The organism is Vreelandella sp. L-15 (assembly GCF_056857635.1).
Genome location: NZ_JBSXNN010000091.1, coordinates 1 through 18,127, shown reverse-complemented (window position 1 = coordinate 18,127; position 18,127 = coordinate 1). Strand labels below are relative to the sequence as shown.

16 protein-coding genes are annotated in these 18,127 nt (G+C 58.4%); 6 read left to right on the top strand and 10 right to left on the bottom strand.

What is annotated here, in order from left to right; all coding sequences use genetic code 11:
• Positions 1-7 precede the first annotated feature (7 nt).
• Both AC13CY_RS13495 and pyk read right to left on the bottom strand, forming a co-directional pair.
• Positions 8-484 (bottom strand): methylglyoxal synthase, encoded by a 477-nt coding sequence (locus AC13CY_RS13495; protein WP_044629387.1) that lies wholly within the window; start codon positions 482-484, stop codon positions 8-10.
• 54 nt (positions 485-538) lie between these two features.
• Entirely contained in the window at positions 539-2,005 is a 1,467-nt protein-coding gene (gene pyk / locus AC13CY_RS13490) for a pyruvate kinase (RefSeq protein WP_172514367.1), read from the bottom strand.
• A 243-nt stretch (positions 2,006-2,248) separates the two neighbouring features.
• Here pyk and gap point away from each other — a divergent pair, with 243 nt between their 5' ends.
• Positions 2,249-3,253, top strand: coding sequence for a type I glyceraldehyde-3-phosphate dehydrogenase (gene gap / locus AC13CY_RS13485; RefSeq protein ID WP_044629385.1), 1,005 nt, complete (start codon positions 2,249-2,251; stop codon positions 3,251-3,253).
• A 14-nt stretch (positions 3,254-3,267) separates the two neighbouring features.
• On the opposite strand, the gene AC13CY_RS13480 is transcribed toward gap, so the two are convergent.
• Positions 3,268-4,299 carry a LacI family DNA-binding transcriptional regulator gene (locus tag AC13CY_RS13480; protein WP_044629384.1) on the bottom strand — a complete coding sequence of 344 codons (1,032 nt, stop codon included), beginning with the start codon at positions 4,297-4,299 and terminating at the stop codon, positions 3,268-3,270.
• A 197-nt stretch (positions 4,300-4,496) separates the two neighbouring features.
• Positions 4,497-6,062 carry a maltose/maltodextrin ABC transporter substrate-binding protein MalE gene (malE, locus tag AC13CY_RS13475; protein ID WP_483052663.1) on the bottom strand — a complete coding sequence of 522 codons (1,566 nt, stop codon included), beginning with the start codon at positions 6,060-6,062 and terminating at the stop codon, positions 4,497-4,499.
• Between the two features lie 325 nt (positions 6,063-6,387).
• Between malE and zwf the strand changes: the two genes are divergently transcribed.
• The 4 genes from zwf (at position 6,388) to AC13CY_RS13455 (ending at position 11,098) form a co-directional block, all read left to right on the top strand.
• Complete coding sequence (gene zwf, locus AC13CY_RS13470; protein ID WP_062360298.1) at positions 6,388-7,881, top strand: glucose-6-phosphate dehydrogenase; 1,494 nt, start codon at positions 6,388-6,390, stop codon at positions 7,879-7,881.
• 1 nt (position 7,882) lies between these two features.
• Positions 7,883-8,548 (top strand): 6-phosphogluconolactonase, encoded by a 666-nt coding sequence (pgl, locus tag AC13CY_RS13465; protein WP_044629370.1) that lies wholly within the window; start codon positions 7,883-7,885, stop codon positions 8,546-8,548.
• Between the two features lie 42 nt (positions 8,549-8,590).
• Complete coding sequence (locus AC13CY_RS13460) at positions 8,591-9,253, top strand: bifunctional 4-hydroxy-2-oxoglutarate aldolase/2-dehydro-3-deoxy-phosphogluconate aldolase (RefSeq protein WP_044629369.1); 663 nt, start codon at positions 8,591-8,593, stop codon at positions 9,251-9,253.
• A 249-nt stretch (positions 9,254-9,502) separates the two neighbouring features.
• A complete protein-coding gene (locus AC13CY_RS13455) occupies positions 9,503-11,098 on the top strand; it encodes a solute:sodium symporter family transporter (RefSeq protein ID WP_474791480.1) in 1,596 nt (531 codons plus the stop codon).
• Positions 11,099-11,182: 84 nt separating this feature from the next.
• On the opposite strand, the gene AC13CY_RS13450 is transcribed toward AC13CY_RS13455, so the two are convergent.
• The 6 genes from AC13CY_RS13450 to AC13CY_RS13425 are packed head-to-tail and all read right to left on the bottom strand — an operon-like array spanning position 11,183 to position 16,409.
• Complete coding sequence (locus tag AC13CY_RS13450; protein WP_172514374.1) at positions 11,183-12,079, bottom strand: SMP-30/gluconolactonase/LRE family protein; 897 nt, start codon at positions 12,077-12,079, stop codon at positions 11,183-11,185.
• Positions 12,079-12,684 carry a 2-dehydro-3-deoxy-6-phosphogalactonate aldolase gene (locus AC13CY_RS13445; protein ID WP_159341835.1) on the bottom strand — a complete coding sequence of 202 codons (606 nt, stop codon included), beginning with the start codon at positions 12,682-12,684 and terminating at the stop codon, positions 12,079-12,081. The genes AC13CY_RS13450 and AC13CY_RS13445 overlap by 1 nt, the downstream gene beginning before the upstream one ends.
• Positions 12,685-12,726: 42 nt before the next feature.
• Positions 12,727-13,698, bottom strand: coding sequence for a 2-dehydro-3-deoxygalactonokinase (locus AC13CY_RS13440; RefSeq protein WP_172514375.1), 972 nt, complete (start codon positions 13,696-13,698; stop codon positions 12,727-12,729).
• Positions 13,695-14,465, bottom strand: coding sequence for an SDR family NAD(P)-dependent oxidoreductase (locus tag AC13CY_RS13435; RefSeq protein ID WP_172514376.1), 771 nt, complete (start codon positions 14,463-14,465; stop codon positions 13,695-13,697). Before AC13CY_RS13435 ends, AC13CY_RS13440 begins: the two co-directional genes overlap by 4 nt.
• A 26-nt stretch (positions 14,466-14,491) precedes the next feature.
• Positions 14,492-15,640: a galactonate dehydratase gene (gene dgoD, locus AC13CY_RS13430; protein WP_172514377.1), complete on the bottom strand. Its 1,149-nt coding sequence runs from the start codon at positions 15,638-15,640 to the stop codon at positions 14,492-14,494.
• Between the two features lie 31 nt (positions 15,641-15,671).
• Entirely contained in the window at positions 15,672-16,409 is a 738-nt protein-coding gene (locus AC13CY_RS13425) for a FadR/GntR family transcriptional regulator (RefSeq protein WP_172514378.1), read from the bottom strand.
• A 154-nt stretch (positions 16,410-16,563) separates the two neighbouring features.
• On the opposite strand from AC13CY_RS13425, the gene AC13CY_RS13420 reads away from it, so the two are divergent.
• The gene (locus AC13CY_RS13420; protein ID WP_483052662.1) at positions 16,564-18,024 is read left to right on the top strand and encodes a glycoside hydrolase family 32 protein; all 1,461 of its coding nucleotides are present in this window, start codon (positions 16,564-16,566) and stop codon (positions 18,022-18,024) included.
• Positions 18,025-18,127: the final 103 nt, after the last annotated feature.

Genomic DNA, 18,127 nt, shown 5'->3' with positions numbered 1-18,127 from the left:
GCCCGGTCTATACCGTGCGTGCCTGTGCCCAGGCGTTGGCGTCTGGAATCGACATATCATATCGTTCGCTAAGATAGGGCGAGGAGAGCAGAAAGTCGGCGCTGGCCGCATTACAGGCCACCGGCACGTTCCATAGCGCGGCAAGGCGCAGCAGCGCTTTCACATCCGGGTCGTGGGGCTGCGGTGCAAAGGGGTCCCAAAAGAAGATCAATACGTCGAGCTGCTGCTCGGCGATACGCGCCCCGATCTGCTGGTCGCCGCCTAGCGGCCCGCTCATTAAGCCTTCCACTTCTAGCCCCAGGGCGGTTTTCAGCCGCCCGGCGGTAGTGCCTGTGCCAATCAGCGTGTGCTGGCTGAGTGTGTCTTGCCAGCGCGTCGCCCACTCCAGCATCTCGGTTTTTTTGCCATCGTGGGCAATCAGCGCAATACGCTTGCGCGGTTGCAGCGTGCGCACGGCTTGGCGGGGTGGGCGGGCATCGTTCATGGCATGGCTCTCCTGGTCATTCGCTTATTATTGATAGTGCGGCGAGGCGGTTAGTTACTCGGCGTCAACGGCCAGTACTTTCATGGTATTGGTGCCGCCGTGGGCATTCATATGGTCGCCGCGAGTAAGAATGACATGCTCACCTGGGCGTGCCAATCCATGGGCTTTCAGCAGCTTGATGGCTTCCTGGTTCACTTCGGTCGGCTCCATGTGCGTGGTATCGAATGGAAGCGAGACCACGCCGCGGTAAAGCGCCATGCGCCGCTGGGCGATGGGGCTATGGGCCAAGCCTACGATTGGCAGGCCCGACCGAATGCGCGAGGCAATCAGCGGCGTGTAGCCGGTGGAGGTCATGCAGGCAATGGCGCGTACGCCGGTCAGGTGGTTGGCAGCGTACATAGCGGAAAGTGCGATGGTTTCATCGATCCGCTCGAAGCCTTCATGGATGCGGTGGCCGGAGGCTTGAGCAATGCGCTCCCGCTCGGCACCCAGGCAGACGCGGTCCATGGCTTCGATGGTCTCCACCGGATAGTCACCTGCCGCCGTTTCCGCAGAGAGCATCACCGCATCGGTGGCGTCGAGCACGGCGTTAGCCACGTCGAAGACTTCCGCACGGGTAGGGAGCGGCGATTCGATCATCGACTCCATCATCTGCGTAGCCGTAATCACCGCACGATTTAGTGAGCGAGCATGCTTGATAATGCGCTTTTGCGTGCCGATCAGCGCCTCATCGCCAATCTCTACGCCCAGGTCGCCGCGAGCGACCATGACTGCTTCTGACGCTTCGATGATGGCGTCTAGAGTTTCGTCGTTGGCAACGGCCTCGGCACGCTCCAATTTCGCCACCAGCCCGATCTCTTTGCCCTCGTCGCCCAGTAGAGCACGCGCTTCCTGCATGTCGGCGGCGCTGCGTGGGAACGAAACGGCGAGGTAATCCACACCAATCTCGATGGCGGTTTTCAGGTCTTCTTTATCCTTATCGGTCAGCGCTGGGGCGGAAAGGCCGCCGCCTTGCTTGTTGATGCCTTTATTGTTGGACAGTTTGCCACCCACGTGAACTCGGGTGTGAACTTCTTGCCCAACGATAGACGTGACGTCCAGCACGACGCGACCATCGTCCAGCAGCAGACGGTCGCCGGGGGCGACGTCATCGATGAGCGCTTTGTAGTCGCAGCCGACGCGTTCGGCGGTGCCGCTATTGGCATCCATAGCCATATCGAGCACAAACACTTGGCCGATGTCTAAGTGGATAGCGCCTTCTTTGAAGCGGGAAATGCGAATTTTAGGGCCTTGCAAGTCGCCCAGTGCCGCTACGCTGCGGCCTAAGCGCTGAGCAATCTCGCGTACTTCGGTGAGGCGGCGGCGATGATCATCAGCAGAGCCGTGGGAGAAATTCAGCCGCACCACGTCAACGCCCGCTTTTAGCATGGCTTCCAACACCCCGGGGCGGTCACTGGCTGGGCCAAGCGTGGCGACGATTTTGGTACGACGAAGGGGGGTTGGGGACGTTGCGCGTGTCATAGTGGTACTCCTAATGAGCAGCGTGGGCTGAACATAGACTATAAAAAGGGCTGATGAATCGTTGATTAAGTATTGGACTACGATAGCCTTTATATAGTAATTTTACTACATATTGGATAGTTATTAGCCTTTAGGGGCGGTTATGGCAGGTTTTAATCGGCCTATAGGTGACTAAATACGTATTTTTAGTAATTTTTTTACTGGATACGCCATCTACGACCACTGCTTGATTGAGGTGCTACCATGACAATAAGAGTTGCCATTAACGGATTTGGACGGATTGGCCGTAACGTACTGCGTGCGCTGTACGAAAATGGCTACCGTGATCGCGTTCAGGTGGTTGCGATTAACGATCTGGGCGACCCTTCCCTAAACTCCCATCTGCTGCGCCACGATACCGTTCACGGCCATTTCCCATTTGCGGTCGAGCACGATGCAGAGAGCATCAGCGTGGATGGGGATCGTATTGTGATCTCTTCTGAGCGCGATCCGGCCAACCTGCCCTGGGCCTCTATGAATATTGACCTCGTCATGGAGTGTACCGGTCTGTTTACCAAGCGCGAAGCGGCGGCCAAGCATATTGCTGCAGGCGCAAAGCGCGTACTGATTTCTGCGCCTAGCCCGGATGCGGATGCCACTATCGTTTACGGTGTGAATGACGACATTTTGACCGCCGAGCACACCGTGGTATCAAATGCTTCCTGCACCACCAACTGCTTGGCTCCGGTCGCTAAAGCGCTGAACGATGCAGTCGGTATCGAAAACGGCCTGATGACTACCGTTCACGCTTACACCAACGACCAGAACCTGTCGGATGTGTATCACTCCGACCCCTACCGTGCGCGTAGTGCCACCCACTCCATGATTCCGACCAAAACCGGCGCGGCGGCAGCCGTGGGTTTGGTACTGCCGGAGCTAGCGGGTAAGTTCGATGGCCTGGCCGTGCGCGTGCCGGTGATCAACGTTTCTCTGGTGGATCTAACCTTTACTGCGGGTCGTGATACCACCAAAGAAGAGATCAACGCGATTGTCGAGAAAGCCGCCGCAAACTCCCCGGTCTTGGCCGTCAACGCCCAGCCGCTGGTGTCTATCGACTTCAATCACGATGCGCACTCGTCTACCTTTGACGCTAACCATACTCGCGTTAATGGTCGTCTGGTGAAGATCATGGCGTGGTACGACAACGAGTGGGGCTTCTCCAACCGTATGTTGGATACCGCCATCGCGATGCAGAAAACCGCCAAATAACGCCTGTTTGATCTTTAAGGGCAGGTATCGCCCAGCAGCAGCTCGGTTTTGAGCAGCTGCTGGGTTTTTGGTATTCGGCCTAAAATCATTTTGGCCGCCACGCGTCCTTTACCTGCGCTGTCCTGGCGTACGGTGGTTAAGCGTGGGGCACGATATTGCCCTTCGGCAATGCCGTCAAAGCCGGTAATTCGTAACTCCCCTGGGACGTGAATGCCTCGCTGCTCTGCTAGCGTTAGCGCAGTGAGTGCAATTCGGTCTGACATGCATAGTAGTAGATCTGGACGCTGCTCAGCGGGCAGATCGATGATCTCGGTAATCACCGGCGAGCACACGTCAAATACGTTCTCTTCAATATTCCACAGCGGAACCTGTTCGGTATCAAAGCCATGTTCGGTGAGCGCGGCATGAAAACCGGCCAGGCGTGCTCGGCTGATCGTGCTGCTGTCGGGCAGCATCGTGTGCTCTTTGGTCACCCGGCCATTGCAGTGCTCTTTAGTTAAACGCAGGTTGATAATGGCAGGCCGAAGAGGGCGCTGCTTAAGCGCATGGGTTGCCATCGCGTAGCTGGCATCACGATCATCGATGTGCACGGTAGGGCTGCCGTCGATATCGAAGTCTACCGACACCAAAGGGCGTTGAGAGGACAGTTCGTTCAGCAGTTTATTGTTGGGCATCAGCCCGTAAACGATAAATCCATCGGCGATATTAGCCGAGCCGGGTGGCTGGGAAGCATGGCCTCGGCCCGGTAATAACAGCATGGTATGGCCGTGGGCATCCAGCACTTCAGCCACGCCAGAGAGAAACTCACTGGCCACGGCATCGTTCAGGCTGTAAGTCAGGCTTTCGGCCAGAATCACCGCCACGATGCTGGAGCGTCCGGTGCGCAGGCTGCGTGCTTTGGCGTCGGGTCCACTATACCCCAGCCGCTTAGCTTCCTTAAGAATGCGGTCGCGCAGTAGCGGGGAGAGCTGGTCGGGTCGGTTAAAGGCGTTGGAAATCGTCGCGGTTGAGACGCCGAGTTCGAGCGCAAGATCCTTTAGGGTCATTCGGCGAGGGGCGGTCACGGTGCTTCCTAAACAGGTGAAGAACGTTAGCGGAGAGGGTGCGTGCCTGACACATATACAGCGCAGGCTAATTATTAACTTGTAGTGCACAAGAATAACGGCCTTGATGGTGTGACGACTACACTCTTTGGGAAGACGTTTCACCCAGCCAAGGCCGTGATGGGGCTTTCTAGCAGTATTTAAGCTGCTGTGCGTGTAGCAGAGAGGATTAACGCGGCCCCGCTTTCGTCGAACAGATGTACATGCTCGGTATCCGGTACCAGCGATACCTGCTGGCCCTCTTGCCACTGGCTGGGCGCTTCGCTGCGATGGATCAGCAAGGTAGAGCCCTCTTTCGGCTCCAGATACACGTAGACTTCGTTACCCAGGTACTCAACGTTGACGATATCAAAGCAGTTATCGCCCTGAGGCGCTTCCAGGCGAAGGTGCTCGGGGCGCACGCCAAGTGTGAGCGAGGTGCCTTTCGAGTAAGCGTCGCCCGCTTGGGGCAATGATACTTCTCCCACTCCCGCCGCTTTCACTCGGCAGCCGTCGGCGGTGCCGCTCAGTAGCTCGGCGGGCATAAAGTTCATGGTGGGCGAGCCAATAAAGCCGGCGACGAACTTGGTGGCCGGACGCTGGTACTTTTGCAGCGCTGGCTCCATGGCGGCCCAGAACGCACCCATTTCAGGAATGTTGGGCATCGGCATGCCCACTTCGGCGTTTTCCAGCGTAGCGGCAATGTTGGGGTTATCCGCCAGCTCCGCCTGATAGTTGATATGGGCAACCGCACCCAGCGAACCATCGCTGTTGAAGGTGCGCATACCCTCTTCGCTGAGCAGGTAGTTCTCTAAAAACTCCACCGCCAGGAAGTCGTTGGGCGTGGCGGAGTTGATCATCGCGGCCGTCACGCCAAACATCGGTCGGGCGCGCTCGTCGCCTACCCGGGGCAGCAGCGCCACGCCATAATCGATGCCGCTGCGCTCCAGGTTGGGCCACGCCCAGGGGCCGCTGATCATGGTGGCGACTTCGCCCCGGTTGAAGCGGGTATCCATCAGGTTGTAGTCGGTGCCCCGGGGCACCACGCCGCTCTCGATCAGCTCCACCAGCAGCTCGGCCCCCTGTAGGGCACCGGCATTGTTGACCCCAATGTCGCTGACATCATAGCCGCTATCGGTTTGCTTGAACGGGTAGCCGCCGTTGGCGGCTAGCAGCGTCCAGCCGTAGTAGGGTTCGCTGTAATCGAACAGGATGACTTTCTTGCCTTCTTGAGCCAGCGTGGCGTCCAGCTCCATCAGTTCGGCAAAGCTCTCGGGGGGTGTTTCCACCAGCGCTTTGTTGTAAATCAGCCCAAGGGATTCCACGGAAATCGGGTAGGCATAGGTATCGCCGTTCCACAGCGAGGCTTCCCAGGTGAAGTCGTAGAACGCTTCACGGAAGCTGTCGCTGGGTGCAATCGGTTTGAGTAGGCCGCTCTGTGCCCATTCACCCATGCGGTCGTGGGCCCAAATCACGATATCCGGCCCTTGGCCGCTGCCTGCCGCCTGCTGGAAGCGGTCGGTCAGGTTGTCCGGAAACACAACTTCCACTTCGATGCCGGTCTCTTCTAAGAACTGGTCGGCGACCGCGCGGATGCCTTCCTGGCCTTTATTGTCGCCCATCCAGATGGTTAAACGGTCATCCTCAAAGGCGAAGGCGGGGAGTGTGGCGGTGGCTGCTAGCGTAGCGGCGAGCAGCGGCGTGAAAAATGGACGAACCATTGCCATGATGTGCATACCTCGTTGTGACGTTGTTGTTGTCGGGCACGTTCGTTGTTGGACGTGCTTTGTTCACTGCCAGCGTCTCTAATTCAGCGCAAGGCCACCTCCTCCTTGGGGGGAGGAGGGGTGGCGTATCCAAGGGGCGTAGAGTAAAGGTAGAAGCGTAGGCGGTCAGGGCGCGACATCGTCGTTGTAAAACCCACCGGAAAGGGCAGCAGGCGATAATATTTTGTAGTAAAATTACACGAATTATTGCGTATAATGCCTCATATAAGATAGATTTTAGGTAATCTAACTACATTAGACGGCCTAATTATAAACAGGAGTTGAGATGAGCCAGTCACATGCCCCGCTGGGCGATCCGAATCACGCTATTGATTTAGCGCTTTTTGGGGCGCTAGGCGACCTTGCCATGCGCAAGCTGTTTCCTGCGCTGTATCATCTTGACCGCGAAGGCTTAATGCCCGAAAGCACGCGGATCATGGGGCTGGCGCGTCAGGAGCACGACACTGCCGCGTTCCGTCAGCTGGTCAAGGGCGCGCTGCAGAAGCGCCTGAAAAAAGAGGAGCAGGACAAGGCAAGCCTTGAACGCTTCCTGAACCGCTTAGAGTATCTCAAGCTCGACTTTGCCACCGCAGAGGGCTACGACGCCATTCGCCAGTGGCGCGAAGGCAGCAAGCGCCCAATGGTGGTCTACCTCTCCGTCGCCGCGCGTATTTATGGCGACATTTGCCGCAATCTCCAGGCCAGCAACAGCCTGGATGACGATACCCGCGTGGTAGTGGAAAAGCCGATTGGTTATGACTTGGCCTCTTCAGAAGAGATCAATGACGCCATCGGTGCCGTGTTCCCTGAATCACGCATTTATCGCATTGACCACTACCTGGGTAAAGAGACGGTTCAAAACCTGATCGCCCTGCGCTTTGCCAATCCGCTGTTCGGCACCCAGTGGAACCAGAACCATATCTCCCACGTCGAGATTACCGTCGCCGAAAAAGTGGGTATTGAAGGCCGCTGGGGCTACTTTGATGATGCGGGCCAGCTGCGCGATATGGTGCAGAATCACCTGCTGCAACTGCTCTGCCTGATTGCCATGGACCCGCCTTCCAACCTGGATGCCGATGCCATCCGTGACGAGAAGGTAAAAGTGCTCAAGGCGCTGAAGCCGTTTACCGGCGAAGCGTTGGGCCGCGACGTGGTGCGTGGCCAGTACATTGCCGGTACCAGCGATGGCCAGGCTGTGCCGGGCTACCTGGAAGAAGAGGGTGCCAACACCCAGAGCCAGACCGAAACCTTCGTGGCCATGAAGACCGAAGTGTCCAACTGGCGCTGGGCTGGCGTGCCGTTCTATCTGCGCACCGGTAAACGGATGCCGGAGAAACTGTCGCAAATCGTCATTCATTTCCGTCAGCAACCGCACTACATCTTTGATCCGGACCAGCGCGGCATCGCCTCCAACAAGCTGATTATCCGCCTGCAGCCGGAAGAGGGCATTGCCCTTCAGGTGCTCACCAAGGATAGCGGCCTGGATAAAGGCATGCGCCTGCGCCCTGGCCCGCTGCACCTGGATTTCAACAGCGCCTTCCCGAAATCGCGTATCCCGGATGCCTACGAGCGTCTGCTGCTAGAAGTCATGAAAGGCCAGCAGTACTTGTTTGTGCGCCGGGATGAAGTGGAGCACGCGTGGCGCTGGTGCGACCAGCTCATCAGCGGCTGGAAAGCACGCGAAACCCCGCCGCGCCGCTACCCGGCAGGCTCTTGGGGGCCGGTCGCCTCTATTGCCATGATTACCCAGGATGGCCGCAGCTGGTACGAGGATTATTAACATGAGCGAAGCACGTCAAGCGCTAGCCGAGCAGCTAGCGGAAGCCGTCTATCAGGCGCTAGCCGATGACCTTGTCAACCAATCACGTGCGCTGCTGGTGGTCTCCGGTGGCTCAACGCCCGTGCCGTTTTTCAAGGCGCTGGCACAAAAGCCGCTGGAGTGGGCGCGGGTAGATATCACCCTGGCCGACGAGCGCTGGGTAGATGAGCAAAGCAGCGACAGCAACGCCAAGCTGGTGCGCGAGAACCTGCTGCAGGGCCCGGCGGCGGCGGCTAACTTCGTGCCGCTCACCTCGGACGCTGGCACCCCGGAAGAGGGCGTGCCAGCGGTGGCAGAAGCAACGGCAGGACTTGCCTGGCCCGCGAGCGTCGTCATTTTAGGCATGGGCGGCGATGGCCACACGGCTTCGCTGTTCCCCGATAGCCAAGAGCTGGGCCTAGCGCTTTCTACCGATGAGCCGCTAGTGGCCGTGCGCACCCCCAGCCAGCCGCAGCCGCGTATTACCTTCTCGGCGGACCGCCTGCATCAGGCGAAGCGCCACATTCTACATATCACCGGCGACGATAAGCGTGCCGTATTGGCCAACGCCATGGGTGGTGACGATGTTCGCACGCTGCCGATTCGCGCGTTTCTATCTTGCCCGCTGGCGATCTACTGGGCGCCCTAATAAACCGCCTTCGCCAATAACAATTTGCTTGGAGACTCACTGATGACCATCGATAAACAGCTTCCCTCAACGCGCACCGCCGAGCTAGACAGCATTTGCCTAAAAGCCGAAGTGATCCCGGTGATCACCATCGAGCGCCTGGAAGACGCCGTGCCGCTGGGCCGAGCTCTGGTCGAAGGCGGCCTGACCGTGCTGGAAATTACCCTGCGTACCGACTGCGCCCTGGAAGCCATCAAGCGCATGAAAGAGGCGCTACCGGGTGCCAGCATTGGGGTCGGCACCGTGCTGACGCCCGCGCAATATCGCCAAGCCGAGCAAGTCGGCGCTGATTTCGTCGTTACGCCAGGTGCCACCGACGCGCTTTACCGCTACGGCGTAGAGAGCCCGGTGCCGATGCTGCCGGGCGTTTCTACCATTTCTGAGCTGATGACCGGCTGGCAGTACGGCTACCGCCGCTTCAAGTTCTTCCCGGCAGAGTCCAGCGGCGGTGCCAAGGCGATCAAAGCGTTCGGCGCGCCAATTCCTGAAGCGCGTTTCTGCCCCACGGGCGGTATTACCGTTGATAACGCTGAATCTTACCTGTCACTACCCAACGTGATGTGTGTCGGCGGCTCTTGGCTGACGCCGAAAGCCATGGTCGATGCCGAAGATTGGGACGGCATTCGCGAACTGGCCCGCCAAGCAGCGGAGCGTTTCCACCACTAAACGGTTCCACCACTTATGTAAAACACAGTACCGAGCACTCTCGTCACTTGCCTCACTGATGTCGGGTCGTGTGAGCAAGGCGTTTGCCCGAGCATGTCGCCATGCTCGGGCTTTTTTGTGTTCCTTTAGTACAACTAAAGACGAATAACGTCGATATATTCGCGTCAACTAAGATGAGGTTTCGATATGTCAGACATTTCGCGCGCGTCTCGAAAATGACGCGTTCTTTCTACAAAGAGGAAAGCGAGCATGCATATGTTGACCCTGGCGTCGTTCCTGTTTTTCACAGGGCTTGTCGCCTTCATTACGTGGCGCATCACTCGGCGCGACGATCACTCCAGCACTAGCGGCTATTTCCTAGCAGGGCGGACGCTCACCTTTCCGCTCATCGCGGGTTCACTGTTAATGACCAACCTCTCTACGGAGCAGATGGTGGGGCTTAACGGTGCGGCGTTTGCCGATGGGTTAAGCGTCATGGCCTGGGAAGTCGTGGCGGTGATTGCTCTGGTCGCCCTGGCGTTATTTTTCCTGCCGCGCTTTTTGAAAAGTGGTATTGCGACGCTGCCTCAGCTACTCGAAATTCGGTTCGATAAAACGACGCAGCTAATCACCAATATCATTTTTCTAATTGCGTACGCAGTGATTCTGCTACCCATCATTCTCTATTCAGGCGCCATCGGCCTGCAGGGAATGCTCGACCTTCAAGGGCTAACAGGCATCGAGTCGACCAACACGCTGCTTTGGCTGACGGTATGGATTGTTGGCATTATTGGGGCCATCTATGCCCTGTTTGGCGGGCTGCGCACGGTCGCCGTATCCGACACGCTGAATGGCGTGGGGCTATTGATTGGCGGTTTCGTCATCGTCTATTTCGGCCTGCAGGCGGTCAGTGATGGCAGCGGCGTGATGGAAGGTTGGAATATTCTCAAAGAGAGTGACCCAGATAAGCTGAATTCGATTGGTGGCCCTGAACAGCAGGTGCCGTTCTTCACCCTGTTTACCGGCGTCTTCCTGATCAACCTCTTCTACTGGAGCACCAACCAGCAGATCATCCAGCGAACCTTTGCCGCCAAGAACCTAGCCGAAGGGCAGAAAGGCGTACTGCTGACCGGTCTCTTTAAATTGCTGGGGCCGCTGTATCTAGTGCTGCCGGGTATCATCGCTTATCACTTGTATGCCGATCAGGGCGTACGTGCTGACGAAGCGTATGGTCATCTGGTATTTAACGTATTGCCTCCTTACCTGACCGGCTTCTTTGCCGCCGTAATGGTGGGTGCCATTCTGTCGTCGTTTAACTCGGCACTGAACAGTACCACGACGATTTTCAGTCTGGGGATTTATAAGGGCGTATTAAATAAAGACGCGAGTGAAGCGCAGGTGGTGAAGTCCGGTAAGGTGTTTGGCTGGATCATGGCCGTCATTACCATGATTATCGCGCCGCTGCTGGCGGGCCAGGAGAGCCTGTTCGGCTATCTGCAGAAGATGAACGCAATCTACTTCATCCCCATTCTGGCAGTTGTGCTGGTGGGGCTGTTAACCAAGCGAGTACCGCCCATGGCGGCCAAGATAGCGTTGGTCGGTGGCTGCTTGCTGATTGCGGCAGGCTATTTCGTGCCGCCGTTCACGCTGCTGCCGCAGGTAATGCATGAGTTCCACTTTGTGGCGCTGGTGTTTGTGCTGCTGGTGGCTGTGATGCTGATCATCGGCAAACTGCGCCCCCGCGAGACCGACTGGATTCAGGAGCATAGCGGCGATGTGGATCTAACGCCTTGGAAAGGCGCCGTGCCTGCCGGGATTGTGTTGGTGGTGCTGGTCATTGTGATGTACATCAGCTTTGCCGGTTAAAAACTAACATTGGCAACGCTGAACGCTAAAGCGAACAGGCCCCGCTTAGGTTAGCGGGGCCTTCTGTTTTAGGCTGTTGGCTTGTCAAGTCAGACGTAGGGGCAACTCTGCAAGCCCCGCAATACCGGTGTCTACCATGTAAAGCGAGCCAGCGGTGGGCTCTTTGGCCAACTGCTCAGCGCTAAATCCTTCTTGCGCGGTGGTGATATAGAGCGTCGTCAGTCCCGGGCCAGCAAAGGCCGGGCACGAGGGTTGACTCACAGGCAGCTCAACGCGACCAACGATGTCGCCATCAGGGTTCAAGCGCACGACCTGTCCAGCTCCCCACAGCGCTAGCCATAGGCAGCCTTCGCTATCGACGACTGCGCCATCGGGATTGCCCAAGGTAGAGGAGAAGTCTGCCCAAGGCTCTGGGTTGCCCTGGGGCCAGCCTTCACTGTCTAGCCTCCAGCGCATCACGACGCTTGTGGCCGTATCGGTAAACCATGCAAAGTGGCCGTCTGCCGAGAAGCAGAGGGCATTGGGGATGGTTAGCCCGGTGCGTAAGCGTGTCAGTTCGCCGCGATGCAAGCGATACAGTGCCCCGGCCCCCGGTTCGGCAGCCTTACCCATGCTGGAAAGCCACAGACTGCCGTGGCGATCCACGCGGGCGTCATTGCTGCGAGTAATCGGATTGTCGGTCTCGAAATCTCCCCATCGCGTGACCGTTCCACCGTGCGGGTCGAAGTGGCTCAAGCGGTCTTCGCCCACTAGCAGCAGCCCGCCGGTATGGAGCGGAGTAGCCAACGAGATTTTGTGATCGAGCGCATACTGGCCGCTCTTCCCGCTGGCAGGGGCTAGCCAGTGCAGCTGCTGCTCAAGAATGTCGCACCAATAGAGCCGCTCGTTCGCTGCGTCCCACTGTGGGCCTTCGCCTAGTGTGCAACGGCAATCAAGAGCCAGCTCCGCTTGCCAGGTTGGGGTATGCTCGTTTGGACTCATCATTGCCTCGCTGCCTGCCAAGCGTCGACCAGCGCCTGTGCCTGTTGTCCTACTTGAGCGGCGCTTTGGCCGGGTTTATACAGCGCGCTGCCAAGGCCCGCACCGTCCACGCCAGCAGTGCGCCACTCGGCAAAGTTATCCACCCCTACGCCGCCCACGGCATATAGCAGCGTCCCTTTGGGCAGTACCGCGCGGACTGCTTTCATGCCTTCTAGACCCACCTGGACCGCTGGAAATAGTTTTAACCCGGTAGCGCCGGCGTCCAATGCATCGAACGCTTCAGAGGGGGTGACGATGCCCGGCCAGCTGGCCATGCCAAGCCGATGGGTTTCTTCGATGACAGCCGGGCGGCAGTTGGGCGATACGATCAAACGGCCCCCAGCGGCGTGAACATCCCGCACTTGAGCGGTGGTTAAGACCGTCCCGGCACCAATTACGGCGCGTTCGCCAAAGGCATCAACCAGTAAACGGATGCTGTCTAACGGTTCGGGGGAGTTCAGCGGCACTTCAATCTGAGTAATACCGGCGGCAAGCACCGCGTCTGCAATCTCAACAACGTCGGTGGGGGTGACCCCACGCAGAATACCGATTAAGGGCAGTGACATAGGCGATTTCTCCATATATCGGTTCGGCCAGCAAGGGCAGCGTTAAGCCGTTTCCTTGAGCGCATGGTGGGCAAGGCTTAGGCCTGCCAGTACGGCGGTGCTGCCGTCCAGATGCTGAGCAGGGCGGCCGATGGTGTCTAATGCCAACGTGTAGCGCTGGCAAAGGGCGTGATTGCCAATCAGCGTAATGGGGGCATCTGACGCATACTGGCGGGATGCACCGGATAGTTCTAATCCAATCACCAAGCCCGAAAGCCTTGCCGCTAGGAGATTGTGTCGTGGGGCATCGCTGGGTAGTTCGGTGTCCAGCAAGTCCTGTGCGCGTAGGCCAAACAGGCGGCTGCTAAAGGCGTCTGGTTCCTCATAGCTCTCACGCACCGCTGCCACGAAGGCGTCACGGCCCATCTCATCATCCAGGTCGTCGCTGCCGATGGAGTGCCGTAACACCGATTGACGCGCCAGCAACTGGTAAAACTCCCCTGTTAGGTAGGTACTGAAACCGCTAACCGTTCCCGCTTCCAGGTGTGCCCATTTGGAGTGGGTGCCCGGCAGGCAGGCGAGGCCTGAAAAGCGGGGGTGATCAGCCAGCAAGCCCGCCAGTTGGGTCTCTTCGCCGCGCATGACATCGAAATGGGTAGCGTTGGCGCGGGTTTGGCTCAAGCCGGGGAGTAAATAAACACGCAGCTGCTGGCTAGCCAGTTGAGGCGTCACCGCTCCCATGCCCAACTGATGAAGGGGCGTGGGCACTGGTAGGTAGGCGGCTTCCAGCCAGCCTTGGCGTGCCCCCGCCATACCGCACACCATTACATCCACCTGGCGGTTCGCGGGCAGCCAGTCGGTGATCAGGCGCAGTAACTCAGCTTCATACTGCGCTGGGGCTAACGCGAGCATTCCCTTATCGCTACTGGCCTGGGCAATGACTTGATCGTGCTGGTCCAGCCCCCAGACGCGAAGATTGCTGGACCCCCAATCTGCGGCAACCCAGGCTAGGCGTTGATCGAGGGCGCTGCTCATAAGCGCCCTCCGTCCACGATGAGTTCTTGCCCGGTCATCATGCGCGATGCGTTAGAGGCCAAAAACAGGCAAGGCCCGATCATGTCATCGACGGGAATCGCCTCTTTCAAACACTGTTGATCCAGGCACTCTTGAAGGTCGGCATCGTTTACCCAGAGTTCTTTCTGGCGCTCGGTCATCACCCAGCCTGGAATCAGGCAGTTAACCCGGATGCTGTCGGGGCCAAGCTCCCGGGCAAGCGCTTTGGTGAGCCCCATGATGCCCGCTTTGGCAGTCACGTAGGTGGGGTAGCCGCTCAACCCGAGCAAATAGCTGTTAGATGAGAGGTTGATAATGGCACCGCCGCCTAACGCGCGCATATCCGGCGCCACCGCCTGGGCGGTGAAAAAGTGCGGGCGCAGATTGGTAGCAATGGATTCGTCCCACTGCGCCACGCTCCACTCATCAAGCCGGTGACGGGTGTCCCGCGCGGCATTGTTGACCAAGACGCTGATGGGGCCATGCGCTTGGCGGGCTTGCTCGATGGCACTGTTAAGCGCCTCGACATTACGAATGTCGCACTTGATGAATAGCGGGCGAACGCCGTAGGTCGCTTCCATGGCAGTGCAAAATTCACTGGCGTCCGTCAGCCCCACAAACGCTACCTTTGCCCCTTGGGCTAGAAAGCCCTCGGTCAGTGCGGCACCGATACCGCTACCGCCGCCGGTAATAAACACGCTTTTGCCAGCTAAGTCTCTAAATAACATAGTGTTCAACGGGTCGCTCATGCTGCTCTCCATTTGCTAGCGAAGGGTTACCACTCGGCGATTGAGCCGTCTTCATGGGTCCACACGGGGTTGCGCCAGCGGTGCCCGGTTTTGGCCCGCTCTTCGACAAAGGCTTCATCGATTTCCACGCCTAACCCGGGGCCTTGTGGAATGGCACAAAAGCCGTCTTCAATGGCTAACGCCGTTTTGTCCACGAGGTAGTCCAGCACATCGTTGCCCTGGTTGTAGTGGATCCCCATGCTTTGTTCCTGGATAAAGGCGTTATGGCTCACCGCATCCAACTGCAGAGAGGCGGCTAGGGTAAGAGGGCCCAGCGGGCAGTGGGGCGCTAGGGCAACGTCGTAGGAAGAGGCGAGCGCCGCAATTTTTAGCCCTTCGCTAATGCCGCCGCAGTGGGAAATGTCCGGCTGCACGATATCGATCATGCCGTCTGCCAGCAGGTCGCGGAACTGGAAGCGGGTGTGCAAGCGCTCGCCAGTGGCTAGCGGGTAGCCAAGGCCTCCGGCGATATCTTTTAAGCAGGGTAGGTGTTCGGGAGCCACGGGCTCTTCAACAAACATGGGGTGAAACGGCTCCAGTTCGCGTAGTAGCGCTTTCGCCATTGGCCGATGTACGCGGCCATGAAAGTCGATGCCGATTCCCACGTCAGGCCCTACCGCGTCCCGCGCTTCTGCGACTCGGGCGACCGCTTCATCGACTTTGCGGTGGGAGTCGACGATTTGTAGCTCGGGCGTGCCGTTCATTTTGAAAGCGGTGAACCCTTTCTCCACCAGGGCTTTAGCACCCGCGCCCACATCGCTTGGGCGGTCGCCCCCGGTCCAGGCGTACATCCGCATCTTATCGCGCACGGCACCGCCCAAGAGTTGATGGACGGGCACGCCCAGATCGCGACCTTTTAAATCCCATAGCGCTTGGTCGATCCCTGCAATGGCGCTCATTAGAATTGGGCCGCCGCGGTAGAACCCCGCGCGATACATGGTGTTCCATAGGTGCTCGATCCGGTGAGGGTCTTGACCAATCAAGTAGTCGGCTAGCTCGTGCACGGCGGCTTCTACCGTGGCGGCACGCCCTTCAATGACTGGCTCGCCCCAGCCGTAGCACCCTTCATCGGTTTCGATTTTAAGGAAAAGCCAGCGGGGCGGCACTTGCCAGGTTTTTAAACGGGTAATTTTCATCGATCTTCTACCTTTGCTAGCAGATAAGTGATTAATGAGTGAAGGAAGGTTCGTTGACGATGCCTAAATCGATTGCCGTACGGCGTAGGACTTCTTTGGCCGCCGCCGCCGCGGCTTCCGGGTCGCGATGGACGATGCCGTCTAAAACGGCCTGGTGCCTCGCTAAGCTGTCATCAAGCGTGCTGGTTTGGTGTTGGGAGCCGTGCACCAACGCCATGATTGAGGGGCGTAACAGGTGCCCCATTTGCCGCCATACAAGGTTGTGGCTAGCGCTGTAGGTGGCATCGTGGAACATCACGTCGTATTCCGCGTGCTGATGGCGGTCCGCCGGGTCCGTTGCCGTTCGCTTCATGCCTTCAAAAGCGGCTCGCAAACGATCGAGGTCGTCTTCACTGGCGGCTAGTGCCGCCAAACTGGCCACGACCGGTTCCGCCGAAAAACGAAATGCGTAAATGGCGCGGATCAGCTCGGGATCTAGGTTGGTTAGCCCGGTCATCCATTCGCTCATCAGCGGGTCGAGCAAGTGCCAATCGCTCATTTGTCGAATTTGCGTTCCTCTGCCTGCCGTACGCTCTATAAGCCCGGCAGCCGTCAAACTGGCTAGGGCGTTGCGGACTTGATTACGGCTGACGCCAAAGTGGTTGCTGATGTCCATCTCTTTGGGGAACAGCTCGCCTGGTTGCCATGTTCCCGCCAGCAGCGCTCTGGCTAGCAGGCGCGCTAAATTGATGGCACCGCCGGAGTGAGGCGGTAAAGCATTCAGCGACATAGGTAACTCTCTTTGGAATAGTTTGAAAAAAGTCTATTAAATGTCTGACATTTTAACAAGTCAGCCAATAGTCGCCTGTGCGGCTATTGGATGAAGGCTTAAAAGCAAGCAGTCGTGATACGCTAACTTAAACGATTAAGTTAAGGTTTTAAGCATGACGTTAGCGGATTTTGAGCCTCAGCGCCCTGCGCTGCATTTTACTCCCCCGATGGGGTGGATGAACGACCCCAACGGGCTGGTGTTTTTCGAGGGCGAGTACCATCTGTTTTATCAGTACCACCCGTTCAGTACCGTCTGGGGGCCAATGCACTGGGGGCATGCGGTCAGTCGTGATCTGTGCCACTGGCAGCATTTACCCATTGCGCTGGCACCCAATGAAGAGGGTGCCAGCTTTTCGGGTAGTGCCGTGGTCGATGAGCACGATATGACGGGGCTGTTCGAGGGCCAGCCGGGGCTCCTGGCGTTTTACACCTGCCACCGGGTGCTCTCTGATGACCCGGAGGATTACCAGCAGTCCCAGTGCTTGGCGTATAGCCGCGACAGGGGCCGTACCTGGCAGCGTTACGAGGGGAATCCGGTTCTGCCGCCGCCTGGGTTTAAAGATTTCCGCGACCCTAAAGTGGTTTGGCATGGCCCTAGCCAGCGCTGGGTAATGGCGCTGGCCTGTGGGCAGGAGATTCACTTCTATACCTCCCACAACCTGCTGGAGTGGCAGTTTGCCAGCGCCTTTGGCGAAGGCGAGGGCGCGCATACCCAGCACCCCTGGGAGTGTCCGGATCTGTTTGAGCTGCCGGTTGACGGCGCTGGGCCGGATGAGCCCGCCACGCGCTGGGTGCTGGTGGTGGGGATTGGCGCCACGCCGGATAACCCGTTTGGCTCGTTTACCCAGTACTTTATCGGCGAGTTTGACGGCCAGCGTTTCACCAATGACAACGCTTCTGACGCCGTGCTGATGATGGACGAAGGGCGGGATTTCTACGCGGTGCAGAGCTGGTCGAATACCCCCGGGCGGCAGCTTGCGCTGGCGTGGTTGAACAACTGGCAGTACGCCAATCATGCCCCCGAAACGGGCTGGCGGGGCACCATGAGCCTGCCGCGAGAGCTGACGCTGCGTGCGACTTCTCGTGGGGTGCGGTTACGACAGCGCTTTGCTCGCGAAGCAGCTCAAGCGCTCAGCGCCCCTCGCCGCCTATCGCCTCGCTCGCTTCAAACGGCAGGGGAGCACTGCATTGCTTTGCCAGAGGGCGCGGCGGTTTACGGCCAGCTGACGCTGGTGCTTAAAGCAGGCACAAGGCTGGCGCTGTCGCTGCAGCAGGGCTATCAGCAGCGGCTATGGCTGACCGCAGGCGAATCAACAGCGTCGCTACACTATGAGCGTCAAGGGAGTAACGGTCAGGCCGCCTTTGATGAGCACTTTGCCTGCGACCACGCGGCAGGCAGCGTCGATGGGTTAACGGTGACGGTAACGTGGTGGTGCGATCACGGCACGCTGGAAATGTTGGTCGACGGGGCCACCGAACAGCGCAGCATCACTCAGGTTAGCTTTGTCGATCATCGCCGTCAACCGGTGACGTTGGCTAGGGTCTCCCCATTTTCCGGCGTGTCATCGGCATAGTCCTCCTGAGGAGGTGAACAAGTCTGGTATTCGTGCCTCGGCGTCTGGCGCTCTTCTCCAGAGGGGGTAGAAAACACTTCGGCCTTGAGCAAACAGCCGTTGC

Excerpts from the sequence above, each read along its gene's own strand:
- AC13CY_RS13495 (WP_044629387.1), bottom strand. The coding sequence starts at position 484 with ATGAACGATGCCCGCCCACCCCGCCAAGCCGTGCGCACGCTGCAACCG.
- pyk (WP_172514367.1), bottom strand. The coding sequence starts at position 2,005 with ATGACACGCGCAACGTCCCCAACCCCCCTTCGTCGTACCAAAATCGTC.
- gap (WP_044629385.1), top strand. The coding sequence starts at position 2,249 with ATGACAATAAGAGTTGCCATTAACGGATTTGGACGGATTGGCCGTAAC.
- AC13CY_RS13480 (WP_044629384.1), bottom strand. The coding sequence starts at position 4,299 with ATGACCCTAAAGGATCTTGCGCTCGAACTCGGCGTCTCAACCGCGACG.
- malE (WP_483052663.1), bottom strand. The coding sequence starts at position 6,062 with ATGGCAATGGTTCGTCCATTTTTCACGCCGCTGCTCGCCGCTACGCTA.
- zwf (WP_062360298.1), top strand. The coding sequence starts at position 6,388 with ATGAGCCAGTCACATGCCCCGCTGGGCGATCCGAATCACGCTATTGAT.
- pgl (WP_044629370.1), top strand. The coding sequence starts at position 7,883 with ATGAGCGAAGCACGTCAAGCGCTAGCCGAGCAGCTAGCGGAAGCCGTC.
- AC13CY_RS13460 (WP_044629369.1), top strand. The coding sequence starts at position 8,591 with ATGACCATCGATAAACAGCTTCCCTCAACGCGCACCGCCGAGCTAGAC.
- AC13CY_RS13455 (WP_474791480.1), top strand. The coding sequence starts at position 9,503 with ATGCATATGTTGACCCTGGCGTCGTTCCTGTTTTTCACAGGGCTTGTC.
- AC13CY_RS13450 (WP_172514374.1), bottom strand. The coding sequence starts at position 12,079 with ATGAGTCCAAACGAGCATACCCCAACCTGGCAAGCGGAGCTGGCTCTT.
- AC13CY_RS13445 (WP_159341835.1), bottom strand. The coding sequence starts at position 12,684 with ATGTCACTGCCCTTAATCGGTATTCTGCGTGGGGTCACCCCCACCGAC.
- AC13CY_RS13440 (WP_172514375.1), bottom strand. The coding sequence starts at position 13,698 with ATGAGCAGCGCCCTCGATCAACGCCTAGCCTGGGTTGCCGCAGATTGG.
- AC13CY_RS13435 (WP_172514376.1), bottom strand. The coding sequence starts at position 14,465 with ATGAGCGACCCGTTGAACACTATGTTATTTAGAGACTTAGCTGGCAAA.
- dgoD (WP_172514377.1), bottom strand. The coding sequence starts at position 15,640 with ATGAAAATTACCCGTTTAAAAACCTGGCAAGTGCCGCCCCGCTGGCTT.
- AC13CY_RS13425 (WP_172514378.1), bottom strand. The coding sequence starts at position 16,409 with ATGTCGCTGAATGCTTTACCGCCTCACTCCGGCGGTGCCATCAATTTA.
- AC13CY_RS13420 (WP_483052662.1), top strand. The coding sequence starts at position 16,564 with ATGACGTTAGCGGATTTTGAGCCTCAGCGCCCTGCGCTGCATTTTACT.